The organism is Algibacter agarivorans, assembly GCF_039543245.1.
Classification (GTDB): domain Bacteria; phylum Bacteroidota; class Bacteroidia; order Flavobacteriales; family Flavobacteriaceae; genus Algibacter_G; species Algibacter_G agarivorans.
In genome coordinates this window covers 1-13,745 of record NZ_BAABJJ010000042.1, presented here as the reverse complement: position 1 = coordinate 13,745, position 13,745 = coordinate 1, and the positions used below count along the sequence as shown (strand labels likewise).

The 13,745-nt window shown below is 33.4% G+C and carries 10 protein-coding genes; 4 read left to right on the top strand and 6 right to left on the bottom strand.

What is annotated here, in order from left to right; genetic code table 11:
• Positions 1 to 349: 349 nt before the first annotated feature.
• Positions 350 to 1,300: a calcium/sodium antiporter gene (locus ABD935_RS14635; RefSeq protein WP_345193265.1), complete on the bottom strand. Its 951-nt coding sequence runs from the start codon at positions 1,298 to 1,300 to the stop codon at positions 350 to 352.
• Positions 1,301 to 1,741: 441 nt separating this feature from the next.
• Here ABD935_RS14635 and ABD935_RS14630 point away from each other — a divergent pair, with 441 nt between their 5' ends.
• Both ABD935_RS14630 and ABD935_RS14625 read left to right on the top strand, forming a co-directional pair.
• Positions 1,742 to 1,894 carry an SsrA-binding protein gene (locus tag ABD935_RS14630; RefSeq protein ID WP_345193263.1) on the top strand — a complete coding sequence of 51 codons (153 nt, stop codon included), beginning with the start codon at positions 1,742 to 1,744 and terminating at the stop codon, positions 1,892 to 1,894.
• 100 nt (positions 1,895 to 1,994) lie between these two features.
• Positions 1,995 to 3,851, top strand: a complete 1,857-nt coding sequence (locus ABD935_RS14625; RefSeq protein ID WP_345193261.1) for a hypothetical protein — start codon at positions 1,995 to 1,997, stop codon at positions 3,849 to 3,851.
• Between the two features lie 25 nt (positions 3,852 to 3,876).
• Here ABD935_RS14625 and ABD935_RS14620 read toward each other — a convergent pair whose 3' ends face one another.
• The 4 genes from ABD935_RS14620 to aroC form a co-directional block, all read right to left on the bottom strand.
• Positions 3,877 to 6,540, bottom strand: coding sequence for a DNA gyrase/topoisomerase IV subunit A (locus tag ABD935_RS14620; protein ID WP_345193259.1), 2,664 nt, complete (start codon positions 6,538 to 6,540; stop codon positions 3,877 to 3,879).
• A 192-nt stretch (positions 6,541 to 6,732) separates the two neighbouring features.
• Positions 6,733 to 8,586, bottom strand: coding sequence for a DNA topoisomerase IV subunit B (locus ABD935_RS14615; RefSeq protein ID WP_345193257.1), 1,854 nt, complete (start codon positions 8,584 to 8,586; stop codon positions 6,733 to 6,735).
• Positions 8,587 to 8,756: 170 nt separating this feature from the next.
• Complete coding sequence (locus ABD935_RS14610; RefSeq protein ID WP_345193255.1) at positions 8,757 to 9,653, bottom strand: DMT family transporter; 897 nt, start codon at positions 9,651 to 9,653, stop codon at positions 8,757 to 8,759.
• Positions 9,654 to 9,769: 116 nt separating this feature from the next.
• Positions 9,770 to 10,831, bottom strand: coding sequence for a chorismate synthase (aroC, locus tag ABD935_RS14605; RefSeq protein ID WP_345193253.1), 1,062 nt, complete (start codon positions 10,829 to 10,831; stop codon positions 9,770 to 9,772).
• A 340-nt stretch (positions 10,832 to 11,171) separates the two neighbouring features.
• On the opposite strand from aroC, the gene ABD935_RS14600 reads away from it, so the two are divergent.
• Entirely contained in the window at positions 11,172 to 11,651 is a 480-nt protein-coding gene (locus tag ABD935_RS14600; RefSeq protein ID WP_345193252.1) for a hypothetical protein, read from the top strand.
• Between the two features lie 271 nt (positions 11,652 to 11,922).
• On the opposite strand, the gene ABD935_RS14595 is transcribed toward ABD935_RS14600, so the two are convergent.
• Entirely contained in the window at positions 11,923 to 12,456 is a 534-nt protein-coding gene (locus ABD935_RS14595) for a VOC family protein (RefSeq protein ID WP_345193250.1), read from the bottom strand.
• Positions 12,457 to 12,639: 183 nt separating this feature from the next.
• Between ABD935_RS14595 and ABD935_RS14590 the strand changes: the two genes are divergently transcribed.
• Positions 12,640 to 13,536, top strand: a complete 897-nt coding sequence (locus tag ABD935_RS14590) for a 3-keto-disaccharide hydrolase (protein ID WP_345193248.1) — start codon at positions 12,640 to 12,642, stop codon at positions 13,534 to 13,536.
• The last annotated feature ends 209 nt before the right edge of the window (positions 13,537 to 13,745 follow it).

Here is a 13,745-nt window from a genome sequence, read left to right as displayed (position 1 = left end):
TTGGGCGCTTGCCTGCTGGTAGGCAGGTTGCCACAAGGGTCGGGCTTTGTGTTGCAAGTCTTCGCTCGTCCCGATAGCTACCGGAACTCGCTGTGGGTTTCCACTGCAATCCCTGCCGGCAGGCAGGCCTAACGCATTTATTTGCTAGCTTATGTTATATAACCCGAAAGTTGTTCTACTATTGAGAGAGGTTCGTTTATTCTTACACTGATAAAAAAATCGTTTTAATGTTTTTTATTAAGCGTTAAACAAAATTATCGTTTCTTTTCTGTCAAAGCCAAGCGATTCCACACATTACCAATTTGCAATAGATAAAAGAGAGATAAATGAGAAGTGAAATTATTACAAATTAAAGCTTCCCTTGCGTAAACACCATAAACATAAATGCACCATATCCAATCACTAAAACAAAACCTTTAATTCTACTAATCTGCAAACGCTCAGGAAGAAAGATTAACGGTATCAAAATAGCTGAAAAACCAAGCATCCAGAAAATATCGTTAGTCAATATTTGAGGTTCTGTAACTGGAATAGGTTTTAAAATTGAAGTTAACCCTAAAACAGACCCAATATTAAATATATTTGAACCAATCAAATTACCCAAAGAAATAGCCTTTTCCTGCTTTGCAGCTGCAATAACGGAAGCAGCCAATTCTGGCACACTTGTTCCTATAGCGATTAAAGAGACTCCTATTACGGCTTCACTTACACCTATTGAGCGCGCAATTTCCTTTGAGCCATCTACAAGCCATTCACTTCCAAAATAGAGTGCAGCTGCACCTATTAATAACCATAAAGCAATTTTAAAATTTGAAACTACAGCTAACGTATCATCAACATCTTCTGTAACTGTGTCTTTTTTTGCAATTCGTAATAGCACAATTAAAAACACAATAAGTCCAATAAATAAAACACCGCCTTCAATAGCAGTAAGTACATCATCATTTTTAAGAAAATAATACAACACTATTGAAAACACCATCATAACGGGCCAATTCAGTTTATAAAAAGACTTATCTACCGCAATTGAACCTACCAGCGCAGTAATACCTAACACCAAACCAATGTTTGCAATGTTTGAGCCTACAACATTATTAATAGCTATGGCCGGCGAACCAGAAAGGGCAGCTTGAAGGCTAACTAACAACTCGGGCGCAGAGGTTGCAAAGGAAACCACCGTCATTCCAATAACCATTTTGGATATACTAAACTTAAATGATAAGGCTACTGATGAGCGTACCAAAAACTCCCCACCTACTACTAGTAATACAAAGCCAAGGACAACCAACACTATACTCATGAAATACTTTTTTTTTGCGAAGATAATATAACAATTTACGATTAACGATTATTGATTTACGATTTTTAAGTTCTTATTAAGTATCCATCCTAATTTCTATTTAGTTTAAGATGAAAGCTAAAAAATCATCATGTGTAAGTTCAATTAATTAATAAGTGCAACACGAATATCAAAACCCATTCAATATTTTTACTTACAAATTCAAATTAACCGTTTTTTATAAAAACGTTTGGCAAACACATCAGCAAACCTATATCTTCAAAAAACATTGATATAATTAATCTATTTACTAACATTTTAAAAAACCTAAAAATATGATAACACTTGCCAAACTTATAATTGATGTAATAGTATTTATTATGTCAGTTATCTAAATCAAAAACAAAGTAAAACCTAGTCTAGAATAAGTTTTACTATTTTTGTGTTTAAAATGTCATGAAAGTGAAAAAGCAAGTATTCAAATTTTTAGCTAAGGTTAATAAAGCAATCTTACCCAGTTATTCTAAAAAACAATTAGACTTAGCCAAAGCCACTAAGCTACAAATAGCCATTATTGGTTGGCGATGGTTTATTACTAGAAATGCATTAGGTTGATAGGTTAAAATCTACACTTTAGCTTAATTTTTGTATTTTGAAATTTTCATATATTACATTTACATCGAATTAATACATACGCCCCACAAATCTCAAACCTATGGTTAAACATATTTATCCATTAATAGTATTTTTAAGCTTCACAATAAATATCTTTTCGCAAGAAACATCTATTGCTACAAAATTTATTGACAATGGCAGTTTATATAAAAGTTTAGAGAAGTCTTCATTAACAATAGCTGAGTTTGAAGAAAATGACAAATGCATTGTTTTAGATTATTTAGGAAAATATACTTATAAGGTAAGATATAAGAATTTTGTTGGTTTTGTAAAAGATGAATTCATAGACATCAATGAAGATATGATGGATTTGTTCTATGATTATGAAGAAAAAGAAAGAGCAAAGGCTATTGAAAAAAGAGAAACTAAAGAAAATAAAATACTAGAAATAAAAAGGAAAATAGAAGACAAAAGAAAGGATTCTATTCCAAAAATAAATGAAGCAGAAAGGAAACGATTAGATGAAATCAGAAAAAAGGGTTCTTTTGCTAAAGTTAAAGAAACCGAAAGATTAGCACTAATCGAAAAAAGAAGAATTGACTCCATTGCCAAATCCAAAGAAGCAGAACTTAAGGAATTAGCCGAAAGAAAAAGAATTGACTCCATTGCTAAAATAAGAGAAACCGAAAGATTAGCATTAATCGAAAAAAGGAGAATTGACTCCATTGCTAAAGCGAAAGAAAACGAAAGATTAGCATTAAATGAGAAAAGAATAAATGACTCTATTAACACAGCTAAAGAGGAACAAAAAAAGGCACTAGAACTCTTAAGGCAACGAAACGATTCTATTGCCAAAGTTAAAGCTCTAGAAAAAGAAGTGGCCGAAAGAAAAAGGAAAGACGCTATTGCTAAAATTGAAGAGGAACAAAAAAAGGGATTAGAACTTCTAAGAAAACGAAACGATTCTGTTGCTAAAGTTAATGCGCAAGAAAAAGCATTAGCTGAAATAAAAAGGAAAGACGCTATTGCTAAAATTGAAGAGGAGAAAGAAAAGGCATTAGAACTTCTAAGAAAACGAAACGATTCTGTTACCAAAGTTAAAGCTCTAGAAAAAGAAATGGCCGAAAGAAAAAGGAAAGACGCTATTGCTAAAATTGAAAAGGATCAGAAAAGGACTCTAGAACTTCTAAGACAACGAAACGATTCTGTTGCAAAAGTTAAAGCTCTAAAAAAAGCAGTAGCCACAAGAAAAAAGAATAATATTATAAATCAAACTGAAGAAGCTCTTAGAAAGCAACTTATTGAAAAGAAAAGGTATGATTCTATTGTTGAAGTTAGAGCACAAGAGAGGAAAGAATTACTTGAACTAAGAAGAAAAAGTGATTCTATAACAAAACTTGTGGAAAAGGAAAGAAAAGAACTAAACGAATTAAAAAGAAAAGATTCTATTGCCAAAGTTACACTGCTCAATGACCTTTCAAAGAAAGGTGAAATTGCTAAAATCAGAGAAGAAGAGCGCATTAAGTTCCGTAATACCTGTCATTATCAAATTAATGAATATGACAAATTTTACAACGTAACAACAATTAGAACAGAACCCTATACACTTAATAAGAATTTAACAGTTGAGCTATATAAACAAGGGCGAAAAACAAATATTTTTTTCAATTTTTCTGAAGATATAGGTTGTGCTACGTACTTACCAAATAATAGATCTTCTGTAAAAGTTACACTCGAAAACAACCAAACAATTTCTTTTTACCATTCTTGGGATATAGATTGTGATAAAGAATTTAGATTTAAAGGAAATTTATCTAGTGTACAAATGTTAAGTTTGAAAAAATCACCTATTAAATCTATAGTACTTACAGGTACAAAATATTCGCGAGAAATAACCAATATAGGTTATAAAGAATTTTTTATAGACAAATTAAAATGCCTTGAGAGTAATCAATAAGAGTGGTTCTAAGCCTATTAAAATTTTAAAATAATGTTATTTGTCCTTCATCATCAATTTCTAAATCATCTTTAGAATCACTTTTAGGTTTTGAAACTTCACTGGTTGTCTCTTTTAAATTTTCAGGAGACACCTCAGTTTCATCAACAACCTCTAAATCATCCGCATGAATTTCCTCTGGGGCTTCGTAAGGCAAAGGGTCTAATAAATTAACTTGGTTTACTTTATCTTTGGTTAGCTGATTTCCTAATGCACTTATGCCTTTAATAGAAATAAATTCTTCAAGGTTTATTTCTAGATTATCCTTTCGGTCTTTGCCGCGTTCTTTAGCAAAAACAATTTCTGCCATAGGTTTCCAATCGGTAGAAATAATTTCTAATTGCGAATTAGGGTGTTCTGAAATAAAAGATTCGATCTTACCTTCTTGTTCAATTAAAAAGCGTTTCACATAATACATGTCTTTTTCGCCATTAAAATAAACTGCAGATATTGGCTTTTTAGGAATCCATTTTTCCATCACAATCATATCATCATCAAAATGCATAGTCACTTCTGGTGTAACCGTTTTAACCATCCCAGATTGATTGATAATTAATAATTTATCTTCCCCTCTAAACTCACCAACCAGCTCTCCTCTGCCATCAACATTTAAACGTTGCACGGTATCGTCAAACCAAATTTTACGAGGTTTTAGAGTAGATAAACCTTTCTCTTTAAGTTCAACGCGTTTTACTGGATATTTAGTTACTAAATTTCCTTTTGAAACACGCCCTTTTATCAGAATATCAGCAAAATCAATATCCCATTTTAATTTTTTAATACTACCTGCTTGTCGCAAATTAACGGTAACAACCTCTGCTTCTCCATTAGGGTTTGCAGAAAAATACAAACTAATAGACCCTTTATTGCCATTAGTTAAATCATATGCTCTATCTCGTGTAATACTAGTAACCGCAAAACGTTTGATATATGAAGGACCACCTTTACCATCTCGATAAATCAAATTATATATAGTGCGTTTATCTTTCTTTTTAAAGACAGCAACATGAATGATATCTTTACCAATAAAGGTTTTAGAATCTACTTTGGTAACCATCATTTTACCCTCTTTAGTAAATACAATTATATCATCTATATCACTACAATCAGCCACATACTCGTCTCTACGCAAGGAAGTCCCGATAAAACCTTCTTCACGATTTACATAAAGCTTTGTATTACGAATAATAACCTTAGTGGCATCTACATCATCAAAAGTCCTTATTTCTGTTTTGCGCTCCCTACCTTCTCCATACTCTTTTTTAAGTCTCGTGAAATAAGCAATCGCATAATCAATAAGATGCTCCAAGTGATGTTTTACTTCTGCTATTTGATCTTCTAAAGCATCAATTTTTTGTTGCGCTTTATCAATATCGAATTTTGAAATACGTTTGATTCGAATTTCTGTTAAACGTGTAATATCTTCTGTGGTTACAGTACGCTTTAAATGTTTTATATGAGGCTTTAAACCTTTATCAATAGCATTTATAACGCCTTCCCATGTTTCTTCTTCTTCAATATCGCGGTATATCCTGTTTTCAATAAAAATACGTTCTAAGGAAGCAAAATGCCATTGCTCTTCAAACTCCCCTAATTTTATTTCTAATTCTTGTTTTAATAGCTGAACTGTGTTATCTGTAGAACGGCGTAACATTTCTGTAACCCCTACAAACAGCGGTTTATTATCTTCAATAACACAGCCTAAAGGCGATATAGATGACTCACAACTCGTGAAAGCATACAACGCATCAATCGTTTTATCTGGAGATAAGCCCGAAGGCAAATGCACCAAAATCTCAACCTCTGCGGCAGTATTATCTTCTATTTTTTTGACTTTGATTTTACCTTTATCATTCGCTTTTAAGATAGAATCAATTAATGAAGATGTAGTGGTTCCAAAAGGCAATTCGGTAATAACAAGTGTGTTTTTATCAAGCTGCGAAATCTTGGATCGCACCCGTACTTTACCCCCTCTTAAACCATCGTTATAATTTGAAAAATCCGCGATCCCAGCTGTTGGGAAATCAGGTAAAATTGTAAAACGCTTTCCTTGTAAATGCTTAATAGACCCATCTATAAGCTCAATGAAATTATGTGGTAATATTTTAGTTGAAAGCCCGACAGCAATCCCTTCGCCACCTTGTGCTAACAATAACGGAAACATAACAGGCAAGTTTACAGGCTCTTTTCTACGACCATCATAACTGGCTTGCCATTCGGTAATTTTAGGATTAAAAACAACATCTAACCCAAACTTAGAAATACGTGCTTCAATATAACGAGATGCCGCAGCTCGGTCTCCCGTTAAAATATTTCCCCAGTTTCCTTGGGTGTCAATTAACAAGTCTTTTTGACCAATTTGCACCATAGCATCGGCAATACTAGCATCACCGTGTGGATGATACTGCATGGTGTGCCCAACTATATTGGCTACTTTATTGTAACGCCCATCATCCAAATCTTTCATGGAATGCATGATACGACGTTGTACGGGTTTAAAACCGTCTTCAATAGCAGGAACAGCACGTTCTAAAATAACATACGATGCATAATCTAAAAACCAATCTTTATACATGCCCGTAACACGGGTAATCGTTTCTTGGGGTTCGTCTTGCTTGTTAATTAAATCGTCGTTTTGGTCGTCTGTCATTAAATACTCTTATTTTTTAGGTTTGCCGCTAAGCAATACTCGTCCTTTTTTCTGCGTTTCTTTGCTTTATCAGTAACATCATGTGCTTACAAAAAGCCTTAAGACATCTTTTATCACTTTTTTACATAAATAATACATAATGTATTTCTTTAATTTATAAAAAATATTCGTGAATTCGTGGTTGGTTTTACTTTATTCTTCAATTAAATCTAATTCCACTTTAAGATTATCAATAATGAATTCCTGTCTAGTTGGTGTATTCTTACCCATATAGAAAGATAACAAATCTTCAATAGACATATTATCATCTAACATGATGGGATCTAAACGAATATCGTCACCAATAAAATGCTTAAATTCATCTGGAGAAATTTCTCCAAGCCCTTTAAATCGAGTTATTTCTGGTTTTGGTTTTAGTTTTTCTAAGGCATCTCGCCGTTCTTGTTCAGAATAACAATAAATGGTTTCCTTTTTATTTCTTACACGGAATAACGGTGTTTGTAAAATATACAAATGACCATTCTTTATAACTTCCGGAAAAAACTGTAGAAAAAAGGTAATTAACAATAACCGAATATGCATCCCATCAACATCGGCATCTGTTGCAATTACCACATTATTATAACGTAAATCTTCAAGAGATTCCTCGATATTTAATGCCGCTTGAAGCAGATTGAATTCTTCATTTTCATAAACAATCTTTTTAGTAAGTCCGTAACAGTTTAATGGCTTTCCTTTTAGACTAAATACCGCTTGCGTGTTAACATCTCTGGATTTTGTTATACTTCCCGAAGCCGAATCGCCCTCGGTTATAAAAAGTGTAGACTCTAAATTACGCTCGTTTTTAGTATCACCGAAGTGTACACGGCAATCGCGTAATTTTTTATTATGAAGGCTTGCTTTTTTAGCTCTATCTTTTGCTAATTTTCTAATTCCGGATAACTCCTTTCGCTCCCGCTCTGCCTGCAAAATTTTACGCTGAATTTTTTCGGCGGCATCTTGATTTTTATGTAAATAGTTATCGAGTTTCGTTTTTAGAAAATCATTTATATAGGTTCTTACAGTTGGCAAATCGCCTCCCATATCTGTAGATCCTAATTTGGTTTTTGTCTGGCTTTCAAAAACAGGCTCCATCACCTTAATAGCAATGGCACTAACAACAGATTTTCTAATATCAGAAGCATCATAGTTTTTTCCATAAAACTCACGAATGGTTCTTACTAACGATTCTCTAAAAGCATTTAAATGCGTACCCCCTTGTGTGGTGTTTTGTCCGTTTACAAAACTATTATACTCTTCGCTGTATTGCGTTTTACTATGGGTTAAGGCAACTTCTATATCATCTCCTCTTAAATGAATGATAGGATATAATAAATCTGTTTCGCTAATCTTTTCAGCTAGTAAATCCTTTAATCCGTTTTCGCTATAATATTTTTCACCATTAAAAACTATGGTTAAACCTGGATTTAGGTACACATAATTTTTAAGCATTTTTACTACATACTCACTTCGGTATTTATAGTTTTTGAAAATAATTTCATCTGGAACGAAAGATACTTTGGTTCCTTTTCGTCGAGATGTGTCCTCTAACAGCTCTTGATTGGTTAAATTACCTTGTTCAAATTCCGCGGAAGCGCTTTTACTATCACGCGTAGATTCTACTCTAAAAAATGACGATAACGCATTTACAGCCTTGGTACCAACACCGTTTAGACCTACTGATTTTTTAAAGGCTTTAGAATCGTACTTTCCACCGGTATTCATTTTAGAAACCACATCTACCACTTTTCCTAACGGGATGCCACGACCATAGTCACGCACAGTAACTTTAGTACCTTGAATGGAAATCTCGATGGTTTTCCCAGCGCCCATAACGTACTCATCAATGGAGTTGTCCAGAACTTCTTTAAGAAGGATATAAATACCATCATCTGGAGAAGACCCATCACCAAGTTTTCCAATATACATTCCTGGACGCATACGGATATGCTCTTTCCAGTCTAGTGAACGTATATTATCTTCGGTATATTTGGTTTCTACAGCCATTTAAGTGAGTGAAAATTTATGATAGGACGCTAATATAGCACAACCAATTAAAAAATGAAATAGGAAGCATACAAAGTAATTAACAATATATATTAATAAGTCGCAGTCTCAATTTTTTGTCTCAATTGTCGCGCTCTACAATGTTATATCGTTAATCTTCATGCGTTAATTTACGATTTTTTTTTGGACACCAGTAGAATACCCACAATAACCACTAAAGCACCAAATAGTTGCAATAACGTTAAAGTTTCATTCAAGAAAATAGCAGCTAAAATTATTGTAGAAATGGGACCGATTCCAGCCACAATTGCAAAGTTTGAAGAGCTAATCATTTTAATAGAAGCCGATACCAAAAAAGACGGAATTACTGTAGCGAAAACGGCGATTAAAAAACCTAATACATAGACTTCCCAAGAGAGATCAAATAAGTTCGTATCATTTATAATACTATAATGAACAAACACACAAACACAAGACACAATCATAGCATAGGCAGTGAATTTCATGACCCCAAATTTTGGAATTAACCAACCGCTGCCCACTAAATATGAGGCGTAGGTTATGGCACTTAATAGTATGAAAAAACCTCCTAAATAGGCTTCGGAACCAGATATAGCCACTTCATCTGAAAACGCAATAACAATGCCCAAATACGTTAAACCAATAGCAGCTGCTTGAATTTTGGTAATCGGCTGTTTTAAAAAGAACCGATTTAAAAGAATAACAAGGGTTGGATATAAAAACAAGATAATGCGCTCCAGACTTGCCTTAATATAGGTAAGCCCAACAAAGTCGAAATAACTGGCCAAATAGTAGCCAATAAACCCAAAAAACACAACCCAAGCGTAATCGCTGTTTTTGATTTCCACTTCTTTATTTTGATGGCGATAGACATAAGCGATAATCAGATAAAAAGGAAACGCAAACAACATACGTAACAACAAAATACTTATAGCATCGACCTCATAATTATAGGCCAACTTTACCATAACGGCTTTTGAAGAAAAAAGGACTATTCCTAAAACACCAATTGCTATGCCGTACCAAAATTTTTTCGTTGTTTGCATGAAACGAAAGTAGGATTGTGTTTTGGATTGACTTATTAGGAAACTAAAAAATTACGATGTTCAAGGAACTTTCGGATTATATTAGGCTGGATTTTAAAGAAGCATATTATAGAAACCTAATTATAAAGCTTATTTATCAAATAAAAATCTGCTAAAACCAATGCAGCCATAGCCTCAACAATAGGTACGGCTCTTGGCACTACACAGGGGTCATGACGCCCTTTACCTTGCATTTCTACTGTGTTTCCAGCTTTGTCTATCGTTTCATATTTCTGGATAAGAGTTGCCACGGGTTTAAAAGCCACACTAAAATAGATATCCATTCCGTTGCTTATACCACCTTGAATGCCACCGGAAAAATTGGTTTTTGTGGTACCGTCGTTATTAAACGAATCGTTATGGTCGCTACCGTACATAGTGCTTCCGTGAAATCCACTACCGTATTCAAAACCTTTTACGGCATTTATAGAGAGCATCGCTTTACCTAGTTCGGCATGTAATTTATCGAACACAGGTTCGCCCAAACCAACGGGTACATTTTTTATAACACAGCTTACAATACCACCAACGGTATCGCCTTTACCACGCACTTCCTTGATAAAGGTTTCCATGTTTGCCGCCATATCTTGATCTGGACAACGCACGATATTCGATTCTACTTTTGTAAGGTCTAATTCGTTATATGGTTTATCTAATTTCATAGTACCAACGCCCGAAACATAAGCCGTTATTTCTATACCTTTTAGCATTTGCTTTGCTATGGCTCCAGCAACAACACGACATGCCGTTTCGCGAGCCGAACTACGTCCGCCACCACGATAATCTCTTATACCATATTTTTTATCATAAGTATAATCTGCATGGCTTGGTCTGTAACTATCTTTTATATGCGAGTAATCATGAGATTTTTGATTGGTATTTTCAATAACAAAACCAATGGATGTTCCTGTAGTAACCCCTTCAAAAATACCGGAATGAAACTTAACAGTATCTGGTTCTTTACGTTGGGTAACAATAGCTGATTGTCCTGGTTTCCTTCTATTTAGTTCATTTTGGATTTCATCTAAATCCAACTCAATTCCAGATGGACAACCATCTATAACACCACCTAATGCAGGGCCATGAGATTCGCCATAAGTAGTTAGATTAAATAGTTTTCCGAAAGAATTACCAGCCATAATTTCAATTTTTGGCTAAAATAAAGCTTTTTTCGATTTCATCTATCTTAAATACATGGCTTTAATCGTAATTTTTGAGATTTTTAAAATAAACACCATATCAACCTTTGTTTAGATTCCCAAATTCTTGGGAATGACAATTTCAATGGAAACTCCCAGACTAAAGTTTGAGAAAATGCTTTGATTAAATCTATTTTTATAAATACTAATATAAAACCAATGAGAAGTTATATATAAATACATTTTTTGGCGTTATTTTTGCAAAGCTATTTTGAATATTAAATAATGGTCTTTTTAACAGGAAAGACCGTATATAATTAATGAAACAAAACTTTAAATTATGAAGAAATTATTTTTATTATCAATTGCAGTATTAGGATTTGCTTTTACATCTAACGCTCAAGACATTGCAAATAATGCCATTGGATTACGATTGGGTGACAGCGATGGTTTAGGAGCAGAAGTATCTTATCAAAAGGCTTTAGGCGACAACAACCGTTTAGAGTTAGATTTAGGCTGGAGAAACAGCAATAGTTATGATGCCGTTAAACTTACTGGCTTATACCAATGGGTGTTCCCTTTAGATGGTGCTTTTAACTGGTACGTAGGTGCTGGTGGTGGTTTAGCTTCATTTTCTGGAAAAAAGGGACTTGATGGAGAAAGTGAAACCTCTTTATTTGCTGCTGGTGATATTGGTATTGAATACGGTTTCGATATTCCTTTATTATTGGCTTTGGATTTTAGACCTGAATTAGGCTTTGGCGATTTCTCTGATGATTTAGACTTTGATATTGCTTTTAGTATCCGTTATCAGTTCTAAATTACCGGAAACATATAAATTTGAAAAAGCACCTATTTAGGTGCTTTTTTTGTGGGTTATTTTAAGAGATCCAAAAACTTGACTTTGTAAAAAAAATTCTACTACCTTCGTTTAACAAGCGATAAAGTTTACCTGTGCTGAACTTGTTTCAGTATTGAAACGGAACTTTGTCTTTGAGTTGTGTACTATTTTGGTAAAATGTCTCTATGATGATTTTACTACATAATGATTAGAACTCTTTACAACATACGAACTTCTATATATTAAGCTTTTACCAAGCTGAAAGTCCAATAATTTCACCGTTCGGACCTACAAAAAAAGTATATTTGTCGCGGACATAATTTTCGTTTTCCAACTTGTAACCTTCTTCTTTCAACTTATCTCCTATTGGTCCAATATCATTCACCTGAAGCATAAAATGGTTATGGTTGGTATTTCCAACAGGGCCAATGGTATGTATATATTCTGGAGCTGTAAGTGATAATGTTATTGTAAGGTCATTTGCCTTTAGCTTCATTGCCAACATCCCCTCAATACCTTTGCCCTGATATACTTCAGCATCGTCTAATTTAAAACCTAAAATCTCACGATAAAGTTTTAACGTTTTTTCAAGTTCTAATACATGTACACAAATATTCTTTAATCCAATAACCCGTGCTTGTACTTTACTAGTATCGTTTGCAACAGGTTGCTCTGAATTCTGAGCAGAACTAAAAGCTGTACTTACTGCTATGAAAACTACAAGGCTTAAAAAATTAAATTTACAGGTATTCTCTTTTCTTTTCATTTCATTATTGCTTTTCATAATTAACACAAATGAGTCTTTATTAAATAGAAATTGTAATGTACATAAACTTTTAATAATATTCTGAATTGTATCAAATATATGAAAAAGAGATTGTATTTTACGGTGGATTTCTATATCAATTGATACGGAATGTTTTTTTACAACAAAAACACAACTTGAGTCAAGTTTAATTATATTCAAATGAAGATTATCTATTTTTCAATTATCATAACGCTAATACTAACATCATGTAATAGCACTAATAATCAGTATTCTAATAAGAACAGCAAGTACGAATGGAAAAACTTAGTTGACCAAAATCTTTCGGAATGGGATGTTTATTTAAGTTATAAAATTCAACCTGGTTACAATGGGGCACAGCCTAAAGATGATCAAGGAAATCTTATTGAGCCCATTGGATTAAACAATTCTTCCTATAATGTATTTTCTACAATTCAGGAAGGAGATAACTTAATAGTAAAAAATTCTGGTGAGTATTATGGATGTTTGGTAACAAAACAAGAGTATGAAAATTACCATTTCCAACTAAAATATAAATGGGGAAATAAAAAATGGGCTTATAGAGAGAATTTGTTAAAAGACTCTGGTATTCTATATCATTCAATAGGACAAATTGGTGTTGATTATTGGAGATCATGGATGCTATCACAAGAGTTTCAGATTATGGAAGGACATACTGGAGACTTTTGGAGCCAGTTAACATCGGCAATTGATATTAGGGCATATAAACCAGAAGGTCATTTAAACCCTATGGCTCACTCCTCTCAAGACTTCCTACCATTGGGTTTTCAAAGTCCTAATAAAAACTATTGTTTACGTAGTGGAAATTATGAAAAAGAACATGATGAATGGAATACTTTAGATTTATATTGTTTTGAAGATAAGAGTTTACATGTTGTGAATGGGCATGTTGTTATGATTTTAAAAAACTCAAGATATACTGATGAGCAGGCCAACATAAAACCTTTAACAAAAGGTAAAATTCAGTTACAAAGTGAAGCCGCAGAGATATTTTTTAAAGACATTAAAATTCGAGAAATTGATTCACTGAGCAGTTCCCAATTTGCACTTTTCTAAAACTTTATTCATTAGTGCAACAAATTAGTGTAAAAATTAGTGTACGTGATCATGTTAACATGAAACCATTTGCAAAAACTACATAAATCTAATAGATTAATATGATATAAAATTGCTTGATGAAAACAACAGTACACAATCGAGTAGACGGCTGACTACCAAAAGATAGCCAGTGCGCCTCTCACACCACCGTACGTACGGGTCTCGTA

Coding starts and splice junctions, on each gene's coding strand:
- ABD935_RS14635 (WP_345193265.1), bottom strand. CDS start 1,300: ATGAGTATAGTGTTGGTTGTCCTTGGCTTTGTATTACTAGTAGTAGGT.
- ABD935_RS14610 (WP_345193255.1), bottom strand. CDS start 9,653: ATGCAAACAACGAAAAAATTTTGGTACGGCATAGCAATTGGTGTTTTA.
- ABD935_RS14590 (WP_345193248.1), top strand. CDS start 12,640: ATGAAGATTATCTATTTTTCAATTATCATAACGCTAATACTAACATCA.
- ABD935_RS14595 (WP_345193250.1), bottom strand. CDS start 12,456: ATGAAAAGCAATAATGAAATGAAAAGAAAAGAGAATACCTGTAAATTT.
- ABD935_RS14600 (WP_345193252.1), top strand. CDS start 11,172: ATGAAGAAATTATTTTTATTATCAATTGCAGTATTAGGATTTGCTTTT.
- ABD935_RS14620 (WP_345193259.1), bottom strand. CDS start 6,540: ATGACAGACGACCAAAACGACGATTTAATTAACAAGCAAGACGAACCC.
- ABD935_RS14615 (WP_345193257.1), bottom strand. CDS start 8,586: ATGGCTGTAGAAACCAAATATACCGAAGATAATATACGTTCACTAGAC.
- aroC (WP_345193253.1), bottom strand. CDS start 10,831: ATGGCTGGTAATTCTTTCGGAAAACTATTTAATCTAACTACTTATGGC.
- ABD935_RS14625 (WP_345193261.1), top strand. CDS start 1,995: ATGGTTAAACATATTTATCCATTAATAGTATTTTTAAGCTTCACAATA.